Consider the following 24188-nt stretch of genomic DNA (forward strand, 5'->3'; position numbering starts at 1 on the left):
CGGCAATGATCTTTCGGGCGTGCCGGAGCAGGTCTGACATCGGGGGCGATGGCAGGCGCCCGGCACCGTGGGCCGGGTGGCTCAGATCGACACGGGGGCGGTGACCACCGCGGGGGGCGTGGTCACGACCGGAGGCGGTTCCTCGTACACAGCCCCGCGGCAAGCCTGCAAAGATCAACGTGCAAGCGGGAGTAGAGCACGTATCCGGTCACGCTCACCAACTATATGTCCCTTCACCCGATGACTCCGAGTGCCTCGCCTCATGGAGTGATTCCAGAGGCGGCGCCGCCGGTGTCCGGGACGGTCGCGGGGGCCTCCTGGCGCCGCGTCCGCGCACGTCGCGGCGGTGGGTCGGCGCCGGCGTACACCTGCCCCGGCCCCATATGGCGCGAGCCGTACAGCTCGGGTACGGTCACGAAGGCGTACCCCTTCTTCTCCAGCCCCGTCAGCACCAGCGGCAGCGCCCGTGCGGTGGCCGCGCCGGCCTCATGCATGAGGATGATCGAACCGGGCCTGGCGCCGTCGACCGCCCGCCGTGCGACGGCACGCGGGTCGGGGTCCCTGGCGTCGGCGGTGTCCACGCTCCATCCGACGATTGAAAGGTTCAGCGCGCGCGCCGCGGCGGCCACCTTGGCGTCGGTGTCGCCGTACGGCGCCCGCATCAGCCGGGGCGCGCGGCCGGTGGCGATGCCGGCCGCGATCTGCGTGCGGTCCAGTTCGTCGGAGATCCGGTGGACGTCCATCGTGGTCAGGTCGCGGTGCGTCCAGGAATGGTTGGCGATCAGGTCCCCGGCGGCGGCGATCCGGCGCAGCAGGTCGGGCCGCGCCTCGGCGTTGGGGCCAAGGGCGAAGAAGGTGGCGCGCGCGCCGTAGCGGGCCAGGATGGACAGCAGCGGGCCGGTCCGCGGGCCGGGGCCGTCGTCGAAGGTCAGCGCCACGCACTTGGTGACCGAGCAGTCGGACCCGCCGCCGGCGCCGCTGGCGCCGCCACCACCGTTGTCGGCGTCGTCGTCCCCGGGGGAGGGCGAGTACTCCGGCGGGGGTGAGGCGGCCAGGGTCGGCGGCGTGGCCGCGTCCACCGCCTTCATGACGCGGCGCCCGAGGTCCGAGAGCAGGCCGGCGGCCTCGTGCCCGGGCACGGCGACCGCGATGCGCCCCATCCGCGCCGGGGCCACCCGGCCGTCGTCGAACTCGGCCACCAGGTCGCCGTGCGGGTTGAAGTTGAGCGAATCGAACAGCGTGCGGTCGGGCCGGACCGCGCCCGCGGTGATCCCCGGGCCGAACGTGCCGAGGCGTGCGCGGACGACCGTGGCGAGCGTGTCCAGCGCCCTGGCGTCCTTGACCAGGTCGGCCGAGTCGTGGACGCGCCCGTCCGCGCCGTCGTACCAGTAGGTGGCCAGCGAGGTGCGCCAGGTCCCGCCGGTGAAGGTCCCGGTGCGCAGGCGCACGCCGAACACCCCGCCCGAGGCCGCCGTCACCTGCCAGCCGATGTTGAGCTCGGACGGCCCGGCCGCGCCCCGGCGGGCGCCGGGGGTCGCGGCGAACCGGCGGACGGCGGCCGCGGTCACCTGCCGGAGCCGCTCGCCGAGGGCGGGGGCCGAGGCCGGCGCGGGGTACCCGGCGAAGACGTGGCGGTCCGCCGAGTCGTCGGAGGTGGTGTGGACGGCCAGTCCGGGGATGGAGGCGGGGTCGACGAAGTTGATCGTCGTGGGCTGCGCGGGCAGGGTGGCGGGCAGGTCGGGCGAGGAGAAGGGCATTGCCATCCCGCATCCGGCGGTGATCGCGATGACGGCCGCGACACCTCCGGCAAGGGGCAAACGGGACATGACTGCCACACTAGGCACCCTTAGATACCCATTTACTGGGATTTTAGGTGATGAGAGACTGGGTTTTGACCGCGACGGGTAGTGGACGGGTGACGGACGGCTATTTCCTGTCCGGTACTGGAGGTCTCGCGACGTCAGGCCGTGGGCACGCGCTCCGCGGGCGGGCGAAGGAGGAGGCGGAGTGGGCGGATATTTCGGCTCTTATGCCGTTGTGGCGCTGCTGATGGCGATCGGCGTCGCCGTGTTCGCCGGCGGCCTTCTGGTCAACAGGCTGCTGCGGCCCGACCGTCCCACGCCCGACAAGCTCACGACCTACGAATGCGGCGTGGACCCCGTGGGCGAGGGCTGGGCGCAGTCACAGGTCCGGTACTACGTCTTCACCTACCTCTACGTCGTGTTCGCGGTGGACGCCGTCTTCCTGTTCCCGTGGGCGACGGTCTTCGCCGCACCCGGGTTCGGCATGGCCACGCTGGTCGAGATGTTCGTCTTCCTGGCCTTCATCGGCATCGGCATCCTGTACGCCTGGCGCAAGCGCGTGCTCGCCTGGACCTGACGGGCCGCGCCCTCGCCCGCGACGGCGGGGCGCTCCCGTCCGCAGGTGGGGGGCACTCGCACGGAGGTGCCGGAAAGGAGACAATGCCCTCATGGCAGCCAGCGATCTCCCGATGCCGACCGTCGGGCCGGTGTCCCGGCTCGCCCCGAAACCGATGCGCTTCATCCTCAACTGGGGCAGGCGCTACTCCCTGTGGGTGTTCAACTTCGGGCTGGCCTGCTGCGCGATCGAGTTCATCGCCACCTCGATGAGCCGCCACGACTTCATCAGGTTCGGCGTGATCCCCTTCGCCAACGGGCCCAGGCAGGCCGACCTCATGATCGTCTCGGGCACCGTCTCGGACAAGATGGCCCCGGCCGTCCGGCGTCTCTACGAGCAGATGCCCGACCCCAAGTACGTGATCTCCTTCGGCGCCTGCTCCAACTCCGGCGGCCCCTACTGGGACTCCTACTGCGTGACCAAGGGCGTCGACCAGATCATCCCGGTCGACGTCTACGTCCCCGGCTGCCCACCCCGCCCGGAGGCCCTGCTGCACGGCATCATGCGCCTCCAGGAGAAGATCGCCGCCGAGTCCCTCGGCGACCGCTACGCCGCCCGCCCCGAGCAGGGCGGCACGGCGTGAGGGCGGCCATCGAGGAGCGCTACGGCGACCGCGCCGAGCTCTCCGACGCCTTCGGGCAGCTCACCGTGGACGTCGCCCCCGCCGACTGGGTCGACCTGCTCACCTTCGCCCGCGACGGCCTCGGGTGCGCGTTCTTCGACTGGCTGACCGGCGTGGAGGAACCGCCGGACGCCTTCTCGGTCGTCGCCCACCTGTTCGACCCCGTCGAGCACGCCCACCTACTGGCCAGGACCCGCGTGCCGCGCGCCGACCCGCGGCTGCCCAGCGCCACCGGCGTGTACCGGGGCGCCGACTGGCACGAGCGCGAGACCTTCGAGATGTTCGGGGTGGTCTTCGAGGGACACCCCAACCTGGTGCCGCTGCTGCTGCCCGACGGCTTCGAGGGGCACCCCCTCCGCAAGGACTTCATCCTCGCCGCCCGCGTCGCCAAGCCGTGGCCGGGCGCCAAGGAGCCCGGCGAGTCCGGCGCGGGCTCGCCGAGCCGCCGCAAGACCCTGCCGCCCGGCGTCCCCGCCGACTGGGGGCCGAACGCCTCCGCGCCCCCGCCGGTGCGGGGCCCGCGCGCCGTCCGCGAGACGCCGCCCCGGCGGCCCCCGGCGGGGCCTGAACGCACGGAACGGCCCGGGCCCGAAGCGGGCCCGGCCGCCGGCTCGCAGGGACGGGAGGACGGCGATGGCTGAGGTGCTGGACGTCGCGCTGCGCCTCGCGGTGATCGTCATCGCCTTCCTGACGCTGCCGCTGATCGTCGGCCAGACCGAGCACAAGGCCATGGCCCACATGCAGTCGCGCCTCGGCCCCATGTACGCGGGCGGCTTCCACGGCTGGGCGCAGCTCATCGCCGACGGGGTGAAGTTCGCCCAGAAGGAGGACGTCATCCCGGCGGCGGCCGACCGGTGGGTGTTCTCCATCGCCCCGGCGGTGGCGCTGGTGCCCTACCTGGTGGTGATGGCCGTCATCCCCGTCGGCCCCGGCCTGTTCGGCGCCGACCTGGACGTCGGGGTGTTCTTCGTGCTCGCCGTGATGGGCGTCGGCGTGCTCGGCTCGATCATGGCGGGGTGGTCGTCGGCCAACAAGTACTCCGCGCTCGGCGGCATGCGGGCGGCGGCACAGCTCATGTCCTACGAGCTGCCGCTGGTGCTCGCGGCCTCCTCGGCGGCGATGGCGGCGGGCACGCTGTCGCTGCCCGGCATCGTGGAGGCGTGGCGCTGGTGGTGGCTGCCGTGGCAGCTCATCGGCGCGGTGGTGTTCTTCGTGGCGGGCCTCGCCGAGCTGCGCAGGCCCCCGTTCGACATGCCGATCGCCGACTCGGAGATCATCATGGGTCCGATGACCGAGTACACCGGCATCCGCTTCGCGTTGTTCCTGCTGTCGGAGTACGTCGGCATCGTGGTGTTGTCGGCGTTGACGGCCGTGCTGTTCCTCGGCGGCTGGCAGGGGCCGCTGCTGCCCGGCCCGGTCTGGACGCTGATCAAGATCTTCGCGCTGGCGTTCGTGGTGATCTGGGTGCGCGTCAGCTTCCCCCGCTTCCGCGCCGACCAGCTCCAGAAGCTCGCCTGGATCGGCCTGGTCCCCCTCGCCCTGCTCCAACTGGCCCTCACCGGTGTGGTGAAGGTCCTTTTCCTCAGTTGAACGCCCGCGCCGCCACTCGCGGCACACTGCCCCGCCCGCCCTGGGTGGGCCTTTCTCCCGGCGCCGGGCCGGCGGGAGGGGGGATGGCGAGTCCGGCGCCGCCGTGCGGCGGGCGACCCGGGTGAAGGTGTCCGGTGGCTGCTAGCGGCCGAAGACGGCGCCGCCGTTGATGTGCAGGATCTGGCCGGTGACGTATCCGGCCTCCGGAGAGGCGAGGTACCTGATGGCGGCCGCCACCTCGGCGGGCGTGCCCGGCTTGCCGACCAGGGTCTGGTCGACGCGCGACCGGACGAACTCCGGCGTCGCGCGGTCGCCGAAGAACTCGGTGTCGGCGACGTACCCGGGGGCGACCGCGTTCACGGTGATCCCCTCGGCCCCGAGGCGCTGCGCCAGCTCGTAGGTGTAGGCGTGCAGGGACGCCTTGGCGCCGCCGTAGGACCCCGGGCCGCGGACGGCGGCGATCGAGGACAGGTGGACGACGCGCCCGCCCGGCCGCCGCAGGTACGGCAGCAGGCCCTCGGTGAGCAGGACCGCCGTCAGCACGTTGGCCTCGAAGTTGCGGCGGTAGCCCTCGGCGATGCCGGCCAGCGTGCCGTCGTCGGAGGCGGCGACGTTCCCGCCCGCGTTGGTGACCACCACGTCGACCGGGCCGTGCATGGCGATCGCCTCGGCGGCCTCCTGCGCCTGCGCCGGATCGGACAGGTCGGTGGCCCGCCAGCTCACCAGGTCGGCGTCGTAGGCGGTGTTCAGCCTGGCGGCCGCCTCCTTCAGCACCTCGCCGCGCCGGCCCAGGATGACCACCTGGGCTCCCTCCGCGGCGAAGGCGTCCGCCGTGGCCAGGCCGATGCCGGTGCCTCCTCCGGAGACCACCACACGTCGCTGTTCCATCTCGTCCCTCTTCTGTGACGTTCGTGGCGCTATTAGATCGTTCATTCCGCTCCGCGTGGTTCCGGGACCCGCCGCCTCAGTAGTCCTTCAGGGAGATGGCGTTCGCGGCCTTGTGGATCGGCTCGAGGATCTTAGCGATGACGCGGTCCTTGCCCGGCATGTACGGCATGATGCGCAGCATCGTCATCTGGAAGCGGATCAGCCCCCTGCTGCCGAGCACCATGTGCTTGACGTTCTGCGGCCCGAGCTTCTGGTTCTCCTCCACGAAGTGCCGCATCTCCTTCTCGTAGAGGTCGAACGCGGCCCCGTGGTCGCCGCCCGCGGCGGCCAGCTCGCCCGCCAGGACGTACGCGCCGACGAGGGCCAGGCTGGTGCCCTGGCCGGAGGCCGGGGAGGCGCAGTATCCGGCGTCGCCGAGCAGCACCACGCGGCCCTTCGACCAGCGGTCCATGCGCACCTGGCTCACCGAGTCGAAGTAGAAGTCCGGCGCGGAGCTCATCGCCGCGAGCAGCCGGGGCACCTCCCAGGTGTCGGTGGCGTAGGCGGCGGCCAGGAGGCTCTGCTGACGCTCGCGGTCGCGGCGGTCGTACTCGAGCGGGCCGGAGGCGAACAGGAACATGGCCTTGGCGCCGGTGTCCTTGGCGGTGCTGTACATCAGCGCGGTGCGGCCGGGGGAGACGTAGGTGACCTCCTCGCGGTCGAGGCCGAGGTGGTTGCCGACGCTGAAGATCGAGACGTGGTAGCCCAGGTCGTGGACGTAGTCCTCCTCGGGGCCGAAGACCAGGCGGCGGGTGACCGAGCGCAGGCCGTCGGCGCCCACCACCAGGTCGAACTCGCGGGTCGCACCGCTGTCGAAGGTGACGCGCACCCCGCCCGCGGTGTCGGCGACGGCGGCGATCGAGCTGTCGAACAGGTACTCGACGTCGTCCTTGGTCAGGTCGTACAGCATGCGGTTGAGGTCGCCGCGCAGGAGCTCGGCGTCCTCGCCGGTCCGGCCGCCGAAGTCGTCGCCCTCCATGCTCGCCACCCGCCGCCCCGCGGCGTTCACGAACGACCCCTGCCGGACGTCGGTGCGCTCGCGGCGGATCTGGTCGAGCACGCCCATGCGCCGGGCGACCTCCACCGCGGCGCCGCGGATGTCGACCTTGTAGCCGCCGTCCCGCAGTGCGGGGGCCCGCTCGACGACGGTGGGCGCGAAGCCGTGGCGGCGCAGCCAGTAGGCCAGCGCGGTGCCGGCGACGCCCGCGCCGGAGATCAGGACGGTGCGGTTCTTCATGGGGGGCTCCATCGGCTCGGCCGTTCCCGCTCGGTGCGGGCCTCGGCGTTCGTCCGCCGGTCCCTCAGCGGGCCGGCGTGTCGTTCCGCTCGAACAGTACATCTGTATCAGTCAACTGTGCAATACATCTGTACGAGACGAATGTATGAGACGCGTGTAGACTCCGAGCCATGGGCAATCGAGAAGACCTGCTGGCGGGCGCCAAGCGCTGCCTGTACGAGAAGGGGTACGCGCGCACGACGGCGCGCGACATCGCGGCCGCGTCGGGAGTGGTGAGCCTCGCGGCCATCGGCTACCACTACGGGTCGAAGGAGGCGCTGCTCAACGCGGCCCTGCTCCAGGCGCTCGAAGAGTGGGGCGAAGATCTCGGCCGCATCCTGTCGGCGCAGGTGGACCCGGCCGCGACCCCGCGGCAGCGGTTCGAGGCGGCCTGGACGGCCGTGGTCAGGTCCTTCGAGGAGAACCGGCCGTTGTGGGCCGTCCAGTTCGAGCTGGTCGCCCACATGGACAAGACCCCGGAGCTGCGCCAGGCGTTCGCCGAGTCCGGGCGGCAGGCGCGCCTCGGCCTGGCGGAGCTGATCGGCGACCTCGGCGTGGGCGCGGACGAGCACACCGCCGAGAGGATCGGCGCGCTCTACCAGGTCATGCTCAGCGGCCTGGCGGCGCAGTGGCTGGTGGACCCGCGGGCGGTCCCGACGGGAAGCGACCTGGTCGAGGTGCTCCAGCTCCTCGCCGGCGGCCTGCACCCCGCCACGGGCACGACCGGCTGAGCCCGTCGTGCCCCGGACACGGAGTCATGCCGCGCTGCGCGCGCCGCCGCCGGATCTGCGAGGGTGTCGCGCCCGATCAGACGCAGGTCGGCAGAGGGCCGCCGTGGAAGGCGATGGCGTCGCCGAACGCCCGCAGCAGGTCCAGCTCGCCGCCCCCGGCCGCGTCGAGGTAGGCGCGGTGCAGGTTGAGCACCAGGCGCTCGGAGTCCGCCCACCCGGCGAACTCACCGAGGTCGCACCGCTCGGCGGCCTCCAGCGGCGTCAGCCCGTCCCTGCGCCCGCGCTCGGCGGTGTCCAGCACCAGGCGGTAGTACCGTTCGTGGGCCGCCAGCGCCTCCGGCAGCGCCCGCGCGTCCACCAGCGGGCCGTGCCCGGGGACGACATGGTCGGGCTGGAAGGCCGCCATCCAGTCCAGCGACCGCAGCGCCCCCTCGACCGACCCCATGAACACCAGCGGCGTCAGTCCGTGGAAGACCAGGTCCCCGGAGAACAGCACCCGCTCCTCCGGCAGCCAGGCGACCACGTCGCCGGTGGTGTGCGCGGAGTATCCGGGGTGGCGCAGCTCCACCCGGCGCTCGCCGGTGAACACCGTCAGCTCCGAGCGCAGCGTGATGGACGGCAACCGGCGCCGCACGCCGCCCCAGTCGGGCACCGGCGCCCAGACCGGCGGGCACCCGTCGATGATCGGGTCCACCCGGAGCCCTTCGCGCATCGCCTCGTGCCCCACGATGACGGTGGAATCGGGCAGCAGGCTGTTGCCGTAGGCGTGGTCGCCGTGCTGGTGGGTGTTGACGGCGACGCGCACCGGGGCGTCGCCGGTGGCCCCGCGCACGGCGTCCAGCAGGCGGCGGGTACGCCGCTCGGTGGCGCAGGTGTCGATCAGGACCACGCCGTCGTCGCCCGTCACCACTCCGGCGTTGTTCAGCCACCACGTCCCGTCCGGCTGGACCCAGGCCAGCACGCCCGGGACGACCTCGTGCAGGGCGGCGGCGTCGGGCGTCGCATCGACGGGCTGCTGGGAGATGACCCTCACACCTCTTCCGGTAGGCGGAACACGACGAACAGCGCGAACGGCAATCTACCTCCTGCGCCGGCGTCGTCCCTCAGCCGGCCCTCCGCAGGTCACTGCACGATCGCGAGCATCACGTCCGAGGCGCTGGGACGGTTCTCCGGCCGCTTGTCCAGGCAGGTGCCGACCACCCGGGCGAGCGCCTCCGGCAGCGCGGACAGGTCGGGCTGCTTGGTGAAGATGCGGTGGAACACCGCCGCGATGTTGTCCTCGCCGAAGGCCGGACGACCGGTCGCGGCGAACACCATCGTGGCGGCCCAGCTGAAGATGTCCGACTCCGGCCCGACGCGCTCGCCCGAGACCTGCTCCGGCGACATGTACGCCGGGGTGCCCAGCACCCCGCTGCCGGTGGCGGTGGCGTTGTCCAGCACGCGGGCGATGCCGAAGTCGACGACGCGCGGGCCGTCCGCGCCGATCAGGACGTTGCTCGGCTTGAAGTCGCGGTGCACGATGCCGGCCCGGTGGATCGCGGCGAGCGCGCCGGCCGTCCCCAGCGCCAGGCGCACCAGGCCGTCGTGGCCGCGCGGGCCCCGGTCGCGGACCAGTTGCTCGAGCGACGCGCCCTCGACGTACTCGCTGACGATGAACAGCCGCTCGTCGGCGACGTCGGCGTCGATGACCCGGGCCGTCGAGAACGGCGCCACGCGACGGGCCGCCTCCACCTCGCGCAGGAAACGCTGCTGCGCGCCGTTCTCGGCGGCCAGCCGGGCGTGCAGGATCTTGATGGCCACCCGGGTGCCGTCGGGCGTCTCGCCCAGGTACACCGAGCCCTGTCCGCCCTGCCCGAGGCTGCCGATCAGGCGGTAGCGGCCGATGCGGTCGGGCTCTCCCGCGGGCAGCGGGCCGGGCGCCTGGGTGGGGATCGTCGAGACGTCCCGCGAGCCGGACGGGCCGGGGGCCGTGACCCGGGCCGCCACGGGCGCGTTCACGGCCGAGGGGGGTACGGAGGACGGGGTGTCCTGAGGCCGCCCGTCCAGCGGATACCGCCCCTGGTCCTGCGGCGCCAGGTTCTGCGGCGCTCGGTCCTGCGACCCCCAGTCCTGCGACCCCCGGTCGTGCGTTCCCTGGCTCTGTGGCGTCCGGTCCGCCGGTCCCTGGTTCTGCGGCGCTCGGTCCGCCGGTCCCTGGTGCTGCTGCGTCAGGAAGCGCGTCCGGTCCTGCGGCGGCCGCTGCGGCTGGTCCTGCGGCCGCTGGTGCTGGGACCACGGGGGGCGGGAGTCCTGGCCCGGATGACGCGGGGGGACGGCGCCGGGGTGGTAGGGGGGCTCGGGCCGCCGCTGGGCGTGGGGGTGGCTCTGGGCGTGGTTCTGGCCGGGACGCTGGTGGGGGGCGTGGTTCTGCTGCGGGTAGGGCCCGGAGGCGGGGCGCTGCGGGTAGGGCCCCTGCGCGTACGCGGGGTGCTGGTCCCGGCGCGGCGGCGGGTAGGGCGCGGCGGCGGCGACCCCGGGGGCGAACACCGTGGTGCGGATCGCCAGTGAGTGGATGAGCCCGCCGATCCAGTTCGTGAACAGCCCGACGACGATGAGCAGGCCCGCCCAGTCGGGGTAGTTGTCGACGCTGTCATAGGCGACGATGAGCACGAACATCACGAAAAGGCTGAGGAAGTACAGCATCGCCGCCACCGCGATCATCGGGGCGCGCTTGCGGTAGGCCGCGTACCCGATGGTGAAGGGCGTCGCGAATCCGCAGGTGAACACCGGAGCCAGCGCCCATACGAAGCTGATCGCGGTGGTGGTCTGCGAGGGCCTGCCTGGGTGCATATCGCGAAGATTACGGGGATAGACGGGCTTGTGCAGGTTTTTGCCGGTCAGGGCAGGTAGATGGTCATCTCCAGGAGCTCGGCGGTGAGACGGGGCGGCAGGTCGACGGCGATGGACATGTCCTCGGCCGAGATGAACCCGCCGACGTTCGCCCGCACCTCGGCCACCCGCTCGGCGAGCTCGGGCGTCATGCCCGGCAGGCCGGCGATCACGTTCACGGGCGCGTGGTTGACGTCGACCAGCCCGCCGTCGTCGTACTGCCGGGGCAGGTCGGGACGCCCGATGCGCAGCTCACGGGCCAGCGACGGGTCGCGCTCCACCAGCTCGCGGGCCTGCTGGCGCAGTTCGCGGCGGTGCTGGGCGAAGGCCACGGCATGGTCGTTGGGGGTCTCCGTGCGTTCGAAGACCTTCCTGCGGATGACCAGCGAGTGGATCGTGCCGCCGAGCCAGCTGCCGGTCGAGCCGATGACCGCGAGGGCCTCCGCGAAGTCGGAGCCGTTGTCCGCCAGCCCGACCACGACGGCGACCATGCCGATGGCGTAGATCGCCGCGGACAGCGCCAGCATCGTGCTGCGCAGCTTCGCCGCCGCGTACGCCATGGTGAACGGCGTGGCGGCGCCGCAGGTCAGCAGCGGCGCGAGGGCCCACAGGACGCTCGCGGCGCCGTTGCCCGACGGCGCCGGCGGCGGGACGCGGGGCGGGAACGGCGGCTGGTAGGGGTGGCCGTGCGGGCCGGCGGGCCCCGGCGCGCCGTACGGGCCGGGGGGCGCCGGGCGGGAGTAGGGGGCCAGCCCGTGCTGGTCGAGATGAGGCGGAAAGAACGGGTCTGCGGCCGGTCGGGGGTTCGGCGGGGCGTACGGAGGACGTCCTTGCTCGGGCCGGGGACGCCGACCTTGCGCGGGCCCCTGCCCTTGCGCGGGCCCCTGCCCTTGTGCAGGCCCGTGCCTCTGCGTGGGCTCTTGCCTCTGCGTGGGGTCTTGCGCGGGGCGCGGCCGGCCCTGGCCGGGCCACGGCTGCCCCTGCTCCTGGTGCGGCCGTCCCTGTTCCTGGTGCGGCCGTCCCTGCTCCGGCAACGGCCGCGCCGCCTGGCGGGGCCGTGGGGCCGTGGGGCCGTTCGGGTCCAGCTGGTGGGGACGTGGCACCGTCGGCCCATTCTGATCACCAGGCTGGGGGGAGGAGCCTCCCGGTGGCCCCGATCCTGGGCCCCCGTGGCCGTTGGTGGGGTGCATACCGCGAACAATACGGCCTCCGGTAGGCTCCCGCATCGGCCACAAGGACCACATGCCCAGGCCGATTAGTCCCCCAAAATCGTGATGATTGTGGAAAACCCGGAGATGGCCGGGGCTCGTGCATTCACGGGGACGCCTATGTGCGCCATGATGTTGAACCGTGGCTCGTATACCAGGAGAAGGGCTGGCGAAGGGTCTGGCCGTCACCTTCCGCCACATGCTGAACAGGGCGGACACGCGGCAGTACCCGGAAGTGCAGCCTGATCTGCCCGCCCGCAGCCGCGGGGTCATCGCCCTGGTCGAGGAGAACTGCACGGTCTGCATGCTGTGCGCCAGGGAGTGCCCCGACTGGTGCATCTACATCGACTCCCACAAGGAGACCGCGCCGGCCCCCGAGGGGGGACGCCCGCGAGCCCACAATGTGCTCGACCGCTTCGCGATCGACTTCTCCCTGTGCATGTACTGCGGCATCTGCATCGAGGTGTGCCCGTTCGACGCCCTGTTCTGGTCGCCCGAGTTCGAGTACGCGGAGTACGACATCCGCAACCTCCTCCACGAGAAGGACAGGCTCGGCGAGTGGGCGCAGACGGTGCCGATCCCGCCCGCGCACGAGCCGAACGCCGAGCCCCCCAAAGAGATCGCCGCCGCCGAACGCGCCGCCTCCCGCCCCGCCCCCACCCGTCCCGGCACCGCCTCCGGCCCCGCCCCCGACCGCCCCAGCGCCGCCTCCGGCCCCGCCCCCGACCGTCCCGGCACCGCCTCCGGCCCCGCCCAGCCCTCGGCCGGTGCCGCCGCCCCGTCCGAGACCTCTTCCGGCTCCCCGTCCGCGGCCCCGTCCAGCCCCGCTGCCGCCGCATCCGGGGTTCGGCCCGCGGCTGCCTCCGAGGCTCAGCCCGGGGCCGCGGCCGGACCGGGGGCCACGACGGGCGGGGCGTCGCCGGGACGTACGGCGCACGCCGCCGTCCGCGCGATCAGGCCCCCAGGCGCGCTCCCCAAGAAGCCCGCCGCCCCACCGCCTGCAGCCCCGCCCGCCGCACCCTCACCCCCTGCGGCCCCACCCCCCGCCGCCCGGGAAGAGGCCGCGGAGCCCTCGAGTCCGGAGACCGGCTCCGAGCCCGCACCGCGGACCGGCTCCAAGCCCGCACCGCGGACCGGCTCCGAGTCTGGACCGCGGACCGGCCAAGGGCCGGGACGGAGACCGGAGGCGGCGCCGCACACAAGGGAGCGCCCGGAGGACTCCGAGGCGCGACCAGAACCAGGGCCGTCCGAGGGGCGGCCGAAGCCGGAGCCGTCCGAGGCGCGACCGGAGCCAGGGCCGTCCGACGGGCGGCCGGAGACGGGGACGGTGGGGGAGTCGTGAGCTCCGCGCCGCCCGGCCTGTGGCCCCCCACGGGGCAGGAGATCGTCTTCCTTCTGCTCGGCGTGGTGGCGGCCGGGGCGGCGCTGCTCGTGGTCACCACGCGCCAGATCGTGCACGCCGCCCTGTGGCTGGTCGTCTCCTTCGGCGCGCTCGCCGGGTGCTACCTGGTGCTCACCGCCGAGTTCGTGGCCTGGGTGCAGGTGCTCATCTACGTCGGCGCCGTCGTCGTGCTGCTTTTGTTCGGCGTCATGCTGACCCGCGCGCCGATCGGCCCGTCCACCGACCTGGACTCGGGGAACAAGACGGTGGCCGCGGTGGTCGCCGTGGCGACGGCCGCCGTCCTGGTCACCACCGTGATCGACGGGTTCCGCACCGCCTACGCCCCGCTGGAGCCGGGCGAGGGCGCCGCGAAGCCACTGGGGGCGAGCATCTTCCGTACCTGGGTGCTGCCCTTCGAGGCGCTCTCCGTGCTGCTGCTGGCGGCGCTGATCGGCGCGATCGTGCTCTCCCGTACCGACATCGGCGGAAAGGATTGACGTGCACGTCGTCTATCCCGTCGTGCTCGCCGCGCTGTTGTTCTCGATCGGCGTGTACGGCGTGCTGGCCCGGCGCAACACGATCCTCGTGCTCATGTCGGTGGAGCTGATGCTCAACGCCGTCAACCTCAACCTCGTGACCTTCGACGTCTGGCTCAAGGACGCCCTGCACGGCGGGCAGGTGCTGACCCTGTTCGTCATCGTGATCGCCGCGGCGGAGCTGGGCGTCGGGCTGGCGATCGTCCTGGCGGTGTTCCGCAACCGGCGCACCATCGAGATCGACCGCCTCCGCGACCTGGCCGAACCCGATTCGGACCCGGACCCGGCCGCCGGCTCACAGGACCGCCCGCACGACGCCGAGACCATCCCGGCCCGAGGCGGTGCGGCATGAGCGCCGGTGCGGTGCGGGCCGACCGGCGGTCACATCCGAGCCTGAGGCGGTGCGGCATGAGGGCCGCGGACGCCGGAGTCGTGGGCGGTGGCGCATGAACGCTCTGCCCGGGCTCGCGGCGGTGGCGGTGGTGCTGCCCTTCCTCGGTGCGGTGGCCGGTCTGCTGGGCACCCGCCTGCCCCGCCGCGGCCGGCCGCCCGGGACGGTCGATCGGGCGGTGTACCGGAGGGCGGCGTGGTTCGCCGTCGCCCCCACGGCGCTCGCCACCGTGCTCGCCGTCTGGGTGCTGGTGACCTACCTGGGCGACCTGCCGTCCGGCTTCACGACCTACGTCCCGATGCACGAGGGCCCCCGGCAGCCCGCCGGCGCCATCGAGAGCACCCTGTCGGTGGTCGGCACCGGGGCCGTCCCGATCACCATCGGCCTGCGCGTCGACGAACTGGCCGCCGTCATCGCGGTGCTGGTGGGGTGCGTGGCGCTCGCCGTGCAGATCTACTCGACCGGGTACATGCGCGACGAACGCCGCTACCCCTCCTACAGCGCGTTCATCAGCCTGTTCACCAGCGCCATGCTGCTGGTCGTCTACGCCGCCGACCTGCTGGTGCTCTACGTGGGCTGGGAGGTCATGGGCCTGTGCTCCTACCTGCTCATCGGCCACTGGTGGGAGGACCGCGCCAACTCGCGGGCGGCGGTCAAGGCGTTCCTGGTGACCCGGGTCGGCGACGTCGGCTTCCTGTTCGGCCTGTTCACCCTGGGCCTGGCCGCGGGGAGCTTCCGCGTCTCCACGGTGCTGGACCGGGTGCCCCACATGTCCACCGGCACGCTGGTCGCGGCGACGCTGCTCCTGCTGCTCGGCGTGGCCGGCAAGAGCGCCCAGGTGCCGCTGCACACCTGGCTGCCGGACGCGATGGCGGGCCCCACGCCGATCAGCGCGCTCATCCACGCCGCCACGATGGTCGCGGCCGGCATCTTCGTCGTCGCCCGGCTGTACCCGGCGTTCCTGGGCGCCCGACCCTCGCTGGACCTGCTCGCCGTGATGGCCGCCCTCGGCATGCTCGGCGCGGCGCTGGCCGCCCTGGCCCAGGACGACCTGAAACGGGTGCTCGCCTACTCGACGATCAGCCAGCTCGCGTACATGGCGGGCGCCCTGGCCGCCGGGTCCGACCAGGCCGCGATCTTCCACCTGGTCACCCACGGCGCCTTCAAGGCGCTGCTGTTCCTGTGCGCGGGAGCGGTGATCCACGCCGTCGGCTCCAACCTGATGAGCGACATGGGCGGGCTGCGACGGTCCATGACCGTCACCTTCCCGGCCATGACCATCGGCTTCGCCGCCCTCATGGGGTTGCCCCCCGCCAGCGGGTTCTTCAGCAAGGACGCCGTGCTCGCCGCCATCGAGCACGCGGCCACCGGAACCGCGCCGCTGACCGACGCCGCCGCGTGGCTGCTGTACGCCTGCGCCCTGGTGACCGTGGCGGTGACCGGCGCGTACGCGACCCGCGCGTGGCTTCGTACGTTCTTCGGGGCGAGCCGCGTGCGCCACGTCCCGCTGCCGGAGCCCGAGCCGGGCGTGGCCCACGTCTGGGACGGGCGTGAGGCTCCGGCGTCGATGCTGTGGCCGATCGGCGTCCTCGTCGTCCCGGCTCTGCTGCTCGGGTTCGCCGGCGCCGGCCTGGTCGAGTGGTCCTCGGCGGTGATCAGCCTGCTCGTGGCGCTGCTCGGCGCGGGCGTCGTGTACGCGTCCTGGCGCGCCGACCCGGCGGCCGACCCGGCCCGGGTGCTCGGGCCGCTGCGGACGCCGTGCGAGCGGGCCTTCTACGTGGACGCGGTGTACCACCGGCTGTTCGTCGCCCCCGTCCTGTGGCTGGCGAGAGCCGTCGCCCGGGCCGACGACACGGTCGTGGACGGGGCCGTCCAAGGGTCGGGACGGCTCGCGGTCGGCGTCTCGGGCCTGCTGCGGCGCGGCCAGACGGGCAACGCGCAGCTGTACCTGACGGGCGTCCTCGCCGGCGTCCTGATCATCGTCATCGGAGCGGTGGTGCTGGGATGAGCGCGGTCGGCGTCAGCGTGGTGGTGTCGCGATGAGCGCGGTCGTCGTCGGAGCCGAGGGCGGTCGCCGCCGGGGCGGTGGTGTCGTGGTGAGCGCGGTCGTCGTCAGGGCCGAGGGCGGTCGCCGCCGGAGCGGTGGTGTCGTGGTGAGCGGAGTCTTCGCCGGGGCGGTGGTGTCGTGATGAGCGCGGTGGTCGTCGGGCTGCTCGCCGTTCCCCTGGCGGGGGCGCTGCTCCTGGTGCTGTTCCCCGGCCCCGGGCGGTGGCCCTGGTACGGGGCGGTGGTGTCCGGGGTGACGCTGGTGCTCGCCCTGGGGCCCCTGGCCCGGTTCGACTACGCGCGGGCCGCGCGGCCGCAGTTCGAGATCGACGCCGCGTGGATCCCGGGCCTGGACCTGCGCTTCCACCTCGGCATCGACGGCATCTCGCTTCCCCTGGTCGTGCTCACCGCGCTGCTGACCTTCCTGTGCTTCGTGTACCTGGTGCGCCACCGGCCGGAAGAGGGCCGCGTCCGGTCCCTCGTGATCACGCTGCTGGTGCTCGAAGTCGGGATGATCGGGACATTCCTCGCGCTCGACCTGTTGCTGTTCTTCGTGTTCTTCGAGATCGTGCTCGTCCCGATGTACTTCGTCATCGCCGTGTGGGGCGGCGGGGGACGCCGGGCGGCGGCGGTGAAGTTCATCCTCTACACGCTGCTCGGCTCGGCCGTCCTGCTCCTCGGCCTGCTGCTGGTCTGGGCGCACACCGGCACGCTGGACATGGCACTTCTCGCCCGGCGGCACGGCGCCGGGATGTCCCACGGCGTGCAGGTCCTCGCCTTCCTCGCCATCGGCCTCGGCCTGGCCGTCAAGGCGCCGATGTGGCCGCTGCACACCTGGCTGCCCGCCGCGCACACCGAGGCCCCGACCGTCGGCTCGGTGCTGCTCGCCGGCGTGCTGCTGAAGATGGGCACCTACGGGTTCGCCCGCATCGCCATCCCCATCGTGCCGGAGGGGGCCGCCGCGCTCGCCCCCTGGCTCGGCGCGTTCGCGGTCGCCGGCATCGTGTACGGCTCGCTGGCCTGCCTGGCCCAGCGCGACCTCAAACGCATGATCGCCTACTCCTCCGTCGGGCACATGGGGTTCGTGCTGCTCGGGCTGGCGACGCTGACCCCCGTCGGGATGAACGCGGCCCTGTTCGGCAACATCGCCCACGGTCTGATCACCGGCCTGCTGTTCTTCGTCGCGGGCGGGATCAAGGAGCGGTACGGGACGGCCGACATGTCGCGGCTCGGCGGCGGCATGCTGGCCCGGATGCCCTACGTCGCCTCGCTGCTGACCTTCGCCTGCGTGGCCTCCCTCGGGCTGCCCGGTCTGGCCGGGTTCTGGGGCGAGATGCTCGCGCTGCTCGGCGCCTTCCAGCCGGCGCAGGGACTCTCCCGGCCGCTGTTCCTGGTCTTCATGGCCGTCGGCGGCCTCGGCACCGTCCTCACCGCGGCGTACTTCCTGCGCATGCTCTCCCGCGTCACCCACGGCCGGCCGCCCGACGCCGGGCCGGTGCCGGGAGAGCCCCTGGCGGAGGCGCCACCCGGCGAACCCGCGCCCTTCGGTGAACCCGTGGTCTTCGGTGAACCCTCGGTCTCCGGCGAACCCGCGATCTTCGGCGAACCTGCGTCCGAGGAAACCCCGGGCGGCGTCCCCGAGGAAACCTGGGGCGAGGTCCCCGCAGGGGCTCCGGGCGGCGCGCCTGCGCAGGTTCAGGGCGCCGCGCCTCCAGAGGTTTCGGGCGGTGTTCCGGTGGCGGTGGCGGGCGGTGTGCCCGCGCCTCGCGGGCCGATGCCGGATGTGAGCGCGTACGAGCTGGCGGCGTGGACGCCCCTGGTGGTCCTCACCGTGGCGCTCGGGCTGTGGCCCAAGGCGCTGCTCGCCGTCACCGACCCGGCGGTCCAGGCGTTCCTGGGGGCACGATGATCCAGTCCATCGACTACGCGGCCATCGCGCCGCCGCTGATCCTCGCGGTGGTGGCCGGGGCGGTGCTGCTGCTCGACGCGTTCCTGCCCCGCGGCGGGCGCACGACCACGGCGCTCGGTTTCCTCACGCTGGCCGGCGTCCTCGCCGCGCTCGCCGTGGTCGCCGCGCAGGCCCTGCGGGGCGGGCGCCTGGCGACCTTCTGCGTGCCCGCGGGCCTGAACGGAGGCGCAGGCGGCGCAGGAGGCACACCAGGCACAGGGGGCGCGGCCGGCGCAGGGAGCGCAGGCGGTGCCGCCTCCTCCTGCTCGTTCGTGGTCGACGGCGTCACCCTCGTCTTCGGCGCCGTCGTGCTCTGCGCCGCCGTCGTGGTCGTCCTGCTGTCCATGGCGCAGCTCGCCGACCGGACGATCCCGCCCGGCGAGTGGCACTTCCTGCTGCTGTGCACCCTCACCGGCGCGGTCACCCTGCCGGCGTCCCGCGACCTCATCATGCTGGTGGTCTCGCTGGAGCTGGTCTCACTGCCGGTCTTCGCGCTCGCCGCGCTCAAGCGGTACGACGCGCGGGGCTCGGAGGCCGCGCTCAAGCTGTTCCTGGTCTCGGTGATCTCGACGGCCGTGATGCTCTTCGGCGTCTCGCTGCTGTACGGCGTGACCGGGTCGGTCCACCTCGACCGCATCGCCGCCCGGCTCCCCGTCTCGGCCTCCGCCTTCCCCCGCATGTACGTCGACTTCGTCGCGTCGGGCGGGGCGGCGGCGGACGGGCCCGGCCAGGTGCCCGCCGGCGTCCTCACCGTGGGCGTCGTGCTGGTGCTCGCCGGGTTCGCGTTCAAGGTCGCGGCGGTGCCGTTCCACTTCTGGGCCGGGGATGTCTACCAGGGCGCCCCGGTGCCCGTGGCGGCGCTGCTGTCGGTCATCTCCAAGTCCGCCGGGTTCGCCGGGTTGATCCTCGTCCTGACCACGGCGCTGGCCGGCCAGGCGGGGATGTGGAGACCGCTCGTGGCGGTGCTCGCCGCGCTCACCATGACCGCCGGCAACCTGCTGGCCCTGCGGCAGCGCCACGCCGTGCGGCTGCTGGCGTGGTCGTCGGTCGCCCAGTCCGGGTACATCCTCGCCCCGCTGGGCGTGGCGGGCAAGGCGGCCGTGTCCGCGTCCATCGCCTACCTGGCGATCTACGCGGCCATGAACATCGGCGCGTTCGCCGTGGTCATGGCGGTCAGCAGGACGGCGGAGCGCAACGAGCTGGACGACTACCGCGGCCTGGCCTTCCGCGCCCCGGTGCCGGCGCTCGCGCTGGCGTTCTTCCTGATCTGCCTGGCCGGGCTGCCGCCGGGACTGGCGGGCATGTTCGCCAAGATCGTGGTGTTCCGCGAGATCGTCCAGGGCGGCGCGGGTTGGCTGGCCGTCGTCATGGCCGTCAACACCGTGATCGGGCTCTACTACTACATCGGCTGGACCGCCCGGCTGTTCGCCCCCGTCCCCGCCACCCGCCCGGTGACCGGCCCCGCCACCGGCCCGGTCACCGTGCCTGCCACCGGCCCGGACGAGGGTGACCGCGTCGACCGGCTCGCCGGGCGTGCCCCCTCCCGGGCGGTCACGGTCGCGATCGCGCTCGGGCTGGCGGCCTCCGTGGCCTTCTCGATCGCCCCGCAACTGGTCCTCTCCGTGGCCGGCTGACCTCGCCGCCCGACCCCTCCTCCACCCGCCCCGCCGCCCGAATCCTCCTCCGTCCGCCCCGCCGTCCGAATCCCTCCCGCGCACCCCACCGTCCGGACTCCTTCTCCGCACGCTGCATTGTCCGAACGACTCCTCCGCCCGCTCCGCCGTCCGGACCCCTCCCGCGCACGCCCCACCCGTCTTTTCCCTTGTCCTTTGTCCTTTGTCCCAGCGTGCCGACGACGGTCTTTTCCCAGCGTGCTGACATCGCGCGCCCGCCTGCCCCGGTCGCGCGGCTGGGAACGTTGGGGCAGGCCGCGAACGTTGCCAGTAGTGAGCGCAGCGTTCCGAGAGGGGGAAGCGTGCACAACAACGGCCTGCGTACCGCAGTGCTCATGGGCGCCTTGTCGGCTCTGATCCTGATCGCGGGATCATGGCTGGGAGGCGGCCGGGGCGTGCAGGTCGCCGTGCTCGTCGCCCTGGCCGCCAACGCGGTCGCCTACTTCTTCTCCGACCGCATCGCCCTGTCGGCCATGCGGGCCCGCCCGGTCGGCGAGGTCGAGCAGCCCGGCCTGTACCGCATCGTCCGCGAGCTGTCGACCGACGCCCGCCAGCCGATGCCGCGCCTATATCTGTCGCCCACCGTGCACCCCAACGCCTTCGCCACCGGCAGGAACCCGCGCAACGCGTCCATCTGCCTCACCTACGGCATCGTGCGATTGCTGGACGAGCGGGAGCTACGGGGCGTGATCGCCCACGAGCTCTCCCATGTATACAACCGCGACATCCTGATCTCCTCGGTGGCCGCGGCGCTGGCCACGATCATCACCTACTGCAGCTATCTCGCGGTCTTCTTCGGCGGCTCCGCGGACGACGACGAGGGGCCGGGGTTCATCGGCGCGCTGCTGATGATGTTCCTCGGCCCGGTCGCCGCCGGGATGATCCAGATGGCGATCTCCCGGTCCCGCGAGTTCCAGGCCGACGAGTCGGGCGCCCTGCTCACCGGCGACCCGCTCGGGCTGGCCTCGGCGCTGCGTAAGATCGAGATGGGCGCGCGCGACCTGCCCCTCCCCGAGGAGAGCCGGCTGACCTCCGCCTCCCACCTCATGATCGCCAACCCGTTCCGCGGGGCAGGGGTGGGCAGGCTGTTCTCCACCCACCCCTCCACGGCCGCCCGGGTGGCCCGCCTCGAACGCATGGCCGGCTACCGCCGCTGACCAACGGGAGGACCGTCCCGGCCTGCCTCACCATCGAACTGCGTGCGATCGTCCTCGGCACGCGCCAGACCTGTCCGCTCGCCAGGTCCCGGACCACGAACGCCTGGGCCCCTTCGCTGTAGTACGCGACGCGCCGCCGTCCCGGCTGACTTGAGCGGAGCGGCGACGTTCGTCTCGTTCTCCGAGGTCGGCTCGGAGTGGTTCTGCGGGAAGGGCGAGGAGCCCGATCGGGACGGGGGGTCTAGGAGCGGTCGTGCGCGGGGTCGGTCTCCTCGGCCTTGAGGGCGGGCAGGCCGTCGATGCTCTCCCGGTTGTGCTTGGCGCGGTAGGCGCGCCTCTGCCGCACGTCTTTGCGCTCTCCCCACTCGTCGAGCAGGGTGCGATCCTCGTCGAAGGACATGTGCGGCACGGCGAAGCCGCAGGAGTCGGCGATGCGGTCGCATTCCACGACGATGACCGACCGCACGCCCGGGTGAGGCCCGAAACGCCCGAGCAGCCGGGCGAACTCCGGGTCGCCGCTGGTGAGGACGCGGCCCCGGCCGGACAGGCGCACGATGTTCGGGGCGCCGGAGAACGCGGCGAACATGATGGTGATGCGCCCGTTCTCGCGGAGGTGCGCGATGGTCTCGACGCCGCTGCCGTCGAGGTCGAGATAAGCGACGGTGGTGTCGTCCAGCACGGCGAAAGTGTCGGCGTATCCCTTGGGAGACATATTGACGTGCCCGCCGCTCTCAGGTGCGGTGGCGACGAAGTAGACCGGCTGCTCGGAGATGAACGTGCGCAGCCGGTCGTTCAACGCGTCGTAGACCTTGGCCATTTAGCCCTCCTAAGACCCGATATATCGGACTTTATAGGAGAGGGCATCGGTCATTCCCCGGGGAGATCGGTCATTCTCCGGGAAGCCACCAGGTGTAGATCTTGCCGCGTACCCTGAATGAGTCGATCTTCTTCAGCGCGCCGTCGGACGGGTCGACCCTGCTGGCCGTCACCCGCGTCAGCGTGCCGTCGTCGCTGGAGCGCAGCCGCCAGAGCGTCAGCTTGCCGGACTCGTCCCAGTCGAGCCGGTAGGGGCTCTCGGAGGAAGGGACGTTCAGGTCGACGGCCGGTGAGACCGCGTCCGTGGACAGGTCGTACAGCCGCAGGCGTGGCCTGCCGGACGTCGGGACGATCACGACCCCCACCGTGACGCCGTCGTCGGCGAGCGCGATGGGCGAGTTGTTCGACACGACCTGCGGCACCTCCCGGCTCTCGCCGGCCTGGCCGTCGGTGTCGTACACCGTGAACTCGGTGGTGTTGTCCGCGGTCGTGCGCGACAGCAGAACGCGCCGGCCGTCGGGGCTGAACCCCTGCACATCGTCCTTACCGGGCAGCTTCACGACCTCACCCGACCTCAGGTGCACGACGAGCGTCGGCAGCTTGCCGCTCGCGTCGCCGTAGTCGACCACGACGGTGTCTCCGTCGTGGGAGAGCGTGGCCGCGACGTCCTCCATGCCCAGCCTCTTCGGCAGCTTGGCCGAGGAGCCGGGGAGGCCGTGGCTGCGGCCGCTCGCCACGTCCTTCCACACCAGCTTGTGGTCGGACCTGCGGAAGTACACCACCCGCGAGCCGTCGCCGCTGACCGCGAACGGGGCGCTCGACTCCTTGTCCGGCCTGCCGTCGGCGCCGCGCGGGTACACGGTGGCCTCCGGCACCTTCACGGTCTTCCCGTCGCGCAGGCTCAGCGTCCACGAGCCGCACGGGGTGACGTAGTCACCCTTGGCGCAGCTCGCCACCCAGGCGTACCTGACCGCCTTGCCGCTCGCTGTGTTCGTAGTGTGCGTGGTGTGTGTGGTCTCCCGGGTCTTCGCGGTGGAGGCGGCTCCCGTGAACGCCTCCGCCGGGCCGGTGAGGGCGGTGGCGGTGGCCATGGCGGCCATCGCCAGCAGTGCCATTGTGCGCGTCCGCTTCATGCGTGATCCTCTCGTCACCCTCAATAGATGCAGGTCTCCGACGAAAAGTTGAGTCACGATTCAGCGTCGGCCGAGCCCCGACCGGCGACCACAAAACGACGGCAGCCACAATCAGCTTTCAATCGCGATATGTCGCGCTATGTCGATGCGTTATGCCCCGTCAATCGACGCAATTCGGTCATTCGAGCGGTGGAGGTCGCGTTCGATACGTGTGCTCACGTTGCTCAGCACGAGCAGGCGCATGAAGTCCTCCCTGGGCAGCCCGCTGAGCCCGAGGGCGGCGCGGGATGCGGCGCTCGCCGCCTCGGCCGGTGAGGCGTTAAGGGCGCTCCGGAGGACGACCAGCGTCTGACTTGCCAGATCCAGCCGGTCCGTCTCACTCCCGCCGGGTGCATCTCGGAGCATCTTCGCCCGTATGTCACCGGCCTGCCGGCTCAATTCGGAGCGCAGGGCGTCTCGTTCTCCCTGGGCCGGCTCGCCATGATCAAGTATTCGCATGACCTTACCGGGAAGTGGACCTTCGAGTGAGGCGGCCGCGATGACGATGGAGACGACCTGTCTGAGGACGGCAGAGGCCATCGCCGGGGACGGATCGTCGAGGATCCGCGCGAACTCCGGCTCGTCCAGGAAGGGCGCTCGGGGATACCGGTACGCGGCTGGAACGAGGGGGTCCGGGAGCGCATCGGTGATCTTGAAGACGTATCGGGGAGATCGCAACCACGCGGGAGTCAGCGGCTGTCCGCTGATCTTCTTTCCCAGTGCGAGGACGCGCGCTTTGAGTTGCTCGGTCGTAAGACCTTGCCGCAGGCCCACTTCGGCCAGAATGCCGTCCAATGCGGCTGGATGAGCTCCCGATCGTCGCTCGGGGTCGAGGAGTTCGAAGGCGGTTTCGGTCACGCCGTCTACGGCGTAACCGATGGAGCTGTCCAGCTCGACGTTCCAGTGGACGTTGAAAGCTCGGCCCCCTTCGGAGAGCGACTCCAGGATGACGTTCCTCGAGCCCTGGTATCCACCTGGTTCGTACGCGATCGTCCAATCGCCGATCGTGGCGAGCTGCACCAGTTCAGCTGTGTCGTCTTCTTCGAGTTCCTCGATCTCGTCTTCCGTGGCCCACAGCCCGGTCTCCACGTCCGCGCCGAACCTGCGCGCCACCTCGTCCAGGTCACGCTCCTGACACCAGGTCAGGCACGGTTGCCTCGACAGGCCGGCGTGCAGTAGCTCCGAGTACTGCGCATCGGCGGAGCTCATATCGTCACCTCGGAAACGTGGTCCGCCGGGGAGCAAGCGTCAACACCGTACAGCTCCGCCTTGGCGCGGCGCCCGTGGTCACACCCGACATGTACGTGGGGAGTGGCCCGAGGCACAGGAGAGAGCGCGTGCCCTGGTGGACGGCGCGCTCGGCCATGTGCCCCGGATGTGCCCCCCGCGGGCTCCGCCCGATGAGCCGGCAGGTCGGAGCCGTGAAAC

Annotated in this window: 23 protein-coding genes; 13 read left to right on the top strand and 10 right to left on the bottom strand. The window is 72.2% G+C overall.

Going from position 1 to position 24188, the window contains the following annotated elements:
• Nucleotides 1-122 precede the first annotated feature (122 nt).
• Together ACFQSB_RS05275 and ACFQSB_RS05280 are read right to left on the bottom strand one after the other, a co-directional pair.
• Entirely contained in the window at nucleotides 123-218 is a 96-nt protein-coding gene (locus tag ACFQSB_RS05275; protein WP_354838729.1) for a putative leader peptide, read from the bottom strand.
• 42 nt (nucleotides 219-260) lie between these two features.
• Nucleotides 261-1826, bottom strand: a complete 1566-nt coding sequence (locus ACFQSB_RS05280; protein ID WP_380824595.1) for a polysaccharide deacetylase family protein — start codon at nucleotides 1824-1826, stop codon at nucleotides 261-263.
• Nucleotides 1827-2007: 181 nt separating this feature from the next.
• Here ACFQSB_RS05280 and ACFQSB_RS05285 point away from each other — a divergent pair, with 181 nt between their 5' ends.
• The 4 genes from ACFQSB_RS05285 to ACFQSB_RS05300 all read left to right on the top strand — a co-directional run bounded on the left by ACFQSB_RS05285 (nucleotide 2008) and on the right by ACFQSB_RS05300 (nucleotide 4630).
• Nucleotides 2008-2379: an NADH-quinone oxidoreductase subunit A gene (locus ACFQSB_RS05285; protein ID WP_354838065.1), complete on the top strand. Its 372-nt coding sequence runs from the start codon at nucleotides 2008-2010 to the stop codon at nucleotides 2377-2379.
• Between the two features lie 91 nt (nucleotides 2380-2470).
• The gene (locus ACFQSB_RS05290; protein ID WP_459117325.1) at nucleotides 2471-3001 is read left to right on the top strand and encodes an NADH-quinone oxidoreductase subunit B; all 531 of its coding nucleotides are present in this window, start codon (nucleotides 2471-2473) and stop codon (nucleotides 2999-3001) included.
• The gene (locus ACFQSB_RS05295) at nucleotides 2998-3681 is read left to right on the top strand and encodes an NADH-quinone oxidoreductase subunit C (RefSeq protein WP_380824597.1); all 684 of its coding nucleotides are present in this window, start codon (nucleotides 2998-3000) and stop codon (nucleotides 3679-3681) included. Before ACFQSB_RS05290 ends, ACFQSB_RS05295 begins: the two co-directional genes overlap by 4 nt.
• On the top strand, nucleotides 3674-4630 hold the full coding sequence (locus ACFQSB_RS05300; protein ID WP_354838069.1) for a complex I subunit 1/NuoH family protein: 957 nt from the start codon (nucleotides 3674-3676) through the stop codon (nucleotides 4628-4630). The genes ACFQSB_RS05295 and ACFQSB_RS05300 overlap by 8 nt, the downstream gene beginning before the upstream one ends.
• Before the next feature lie 141 nt (nucleotides 4631-4771).
• Here ACFQSB_RS05300 and ACFQSB_RS05305 read toward each other — a convergent pair whose 3' ends face one another.
• On the bottom strand, nucleotides 4772-5518 hold the full coding sequence (locus ACFQSB_RS05305; RefSeq protein WP_380824599.1) for an SDR family NAD(P)-dependent oxidoreductase: 747 nt from the start codon (nucleotides 5516-5518) through the stop codon (nucleotides 4772-4774).
• A gap of 76 nt (nucleotides 5519-5594) precedes the next feature.
• Nucleotides 5595-6794, bottom strand: a complete 1200-nt coding sequence (locus tag ACFQSB_RS05310) for an FAD-dependent monooxygenase (protein ID WP_380824600.1) — start codon at nucleotides 6792-6794, stop codon at nucleotides 5595-5597.
• Between the two features lie 170 nt (nucleotides 6795-6964).
• On the opposite strand from ACFQSB_RS05310, the gene ACFQSB_RS05315 reads away from it, so the two are divergent.
• A complete protein-coding gene (locus ACFQSB_RS05315; protein ID WP_380824601.1) occupies nucleotides 6965-7564 on the top strand; it encodes a TetR/AcrR family transcriptional regulator in 600 nt (199 codons plus the stop codon).
• 76 nt (nucleotides 7565-7640) lie between these two features.
• Here ACFQSB_RS05315 and ACFQSB_RS05320 read toward each other — a convergent pair whose 3' ends face one another.
• The 3 genes from ACFQSB_RS05320 to ACFQSB_RS05330 form a co-directional block, all read right to left on the bottom strand.
• Nucleotides 7641-8597 carry an MBL fold metallo-hydrolase gene (locus ACFQSB_RS05320; protein ID WP_380824604.1) on the bottom strand — a complete coding sequence of 319 codons (957 nt, stop codon included), beginning with the start codon at nucleotides 8595-8597 and terminating at the stop codon, nucleotides 7641-7643.
• An 89-nt stretch (nucleotides 8598-8686) separates the two neighbouring features.
• Complete coding sequence (locus ACFQSB_RS05325; RefSeq protein ID WP_380824605.1) at nucleotides 8687-10393, bottom strand: serine/threonine-protein kinase; 1707 nt, start codon at nucleotides 10391-10393, stop codon at nucleotides 8687-8689.
• Between the two features lie 47 nt (nucleotides 10394-10440).
• On the bottom strand, nucleotides 10441-11535 hold the full coding sequence (locus tag ACFQSB_RS05330) for a ComEA family DNA-binding protein (protein WP_380824606.1): 1095 nt from the start codon (nucleotides 11533-11535) through the stop codon (nucleotides 10441-10443).
• Nucleotides 11536-11782: 247 nt separating this feature from the next.
• On the opposite strand from ACFQSB_RS05330, the gene ACFQSB_RS05335 reads away from it, so the two are divergent.
• From ACFQSB_RS05335 to htpX, 8 genes are all read left to right on the top strand, one after another.
• Nucleotides 11783-12982, top strand: coding sequence for a 4Fe-4S binding protein (locus tag ACFQSB_RS05335; RefSeq protein WP_380824607.1), 1200 nt, complete (start codon nucleotides 11783-11785; stop codon nucleotides 12980-12982).
• Complete coding sequence (locus ACFQSB_RS05340; protein ID WP_380824608.1) at nucleotides 12979-13518, top strand: NADH-quinone oxidoreductase subunit J family protein; 540 nt, start codon at nucleotides 12979-12981, stop codon at nucleotides 13516-13518. Before ACFQSB_RS05335 ends, ACFQSB_RS05340 begins: the two co-directional genes overlap by 4 nt.
• Nucleotide 13519: 1 nt before the next feature.
• Nucleotides 13520-13909, top strand: a complete 390-nt coding sequence (gene nuoK / locus ACFQSB_RS05345) for an NADH-quinone oxidoreductase subunit NuoK (protein ID WP_380824610.1) — start codon at nucleotides 13520-13522, stop codon at nucleotides 13907-13909.
• 94 nt (nucleotides 13910-14003) lie between these two features.
• Nucleotides 14004-15956, top strand: a complete 1953-nt coding sequence (locus ACFQSB_RS05350; RefSeq protein WP_380824612.1) for an NADH-quinone oxidoreductase subunit 5 family protein — start codon at nucleotides 14004-14006, stop codon at nucleotides 15954-15956.
• 31 nt (nucleotides 15957-15987) lie between these two features.
• Entirely contained in the window at nucleotides 15988-16137 is a 150-nt protein-coding gene (locus ACFQSB_RS05355) for a hypothetical protein (protein WP_380824613.1), read from the top strand.
• Entirely contained in the window at nucleotides 16137-17903 is a 1767-nt protein-coding gene (locus ACFQSB_RS05360; RefSeq protein WP_380824615.1) for a complex I subunit 4 family protein, read from the top strand. The genes ACFQSB_RS05355 and ACFQSB_RS05360 overlap by 1 nt, the downstream gene beginning before the upstream one ends.
• Nucleotides 17900-19576, top strand: a complete 1677-nt coding sequence (locus tag ACFQSB_RS05365; protein ID WP_380824616.1) for an NADH-quinone oxidoreductase subunit N — start codon at nucleotides 17900-17902, stop codon at nucleotides 19574-19576. Before ACFQSB_RS05360 ends, ACFQSB_RS05365 begins: the two co-directional genes overlap by 4 nt.
• Nucleotides 19577-19917: 341 nt before the next feature.
• Nucleotides 19918-20772 carry a zinc metalloprotease HtpX gene (gene htpX, locus ACFQSB_RS05370; RefSeq protein WP_354838095.1) on the top strand — a complete coding sequence of 285 codons (855 nt, stop codon included), beginning with the start codon at nucleotides 19918-19920 and terminating at the stop codon, nucleotides 20770-20772.
• Between the two features lie 241 nt (nucleotides 20773-21013).
• Here the strand turns inward: htpX and ACFQSB_RS05375 are convergent, their stop codons facing one another.
• The 3 genes from ACFQSB_RS05375 to ACFQSB_RS05385 all read right to left on the bottom strand — a co-directional run bounded on the left by ACFQSB_RS05375 (nucleotide 21014) and on the right by ACFQSB_RS05385 (nucleotide 23969).
• Nucleotides 21014-21589, bottom strand: coding sequence for a pyridoxamine 5'-phosphate oxidase family protein (locus ACFQSB_RS05375; protein ID WP_380824618.1), 576 nt, complete (start codon nucleotides 21587-21589; stop codon nucleotides 21014-21016).
• Between the two features lie 70 nt (nucleotides 21590-21659).
• Nucleotides 21660-22721 carry a hypothetical protein gene (locus ACFQSB_RS05380; RefSeq protein WP_380824620.1) on the bottom strand — a complete coding sequence of 354 codons (1062 nt, stop codon included), beginning with the start codon at nucleotides 22719-22721 and terminating at the stop codon, nucleotides 21660-21662.
• 150 nt (nucleotides 22722-22871) lie between these two features.
• A complete protein-coding gene (locus ACFQSB_RS05385) occupies nucleotides 22872-23969 on the bottom strand; it encodes a DUF6461 domain-containing protein (RefSeq protein ID WP_380824621.1) in 1098 nt (365 codons plus the stop codon).
• Nucleotides 23970-24188: the final 219 nt, after the last annotated feature.

It is taken from the genome of Sphaerisporangium rhizosphaerae (genome assembly GCF_042665155.1).
GTDB lineage: Bacteria > Actinomycetota > Actinomycetes > Streptosporangiales > Streptosporangiaceae > Sphaerisporangium > Sphaerisporangium rhizosphaerae.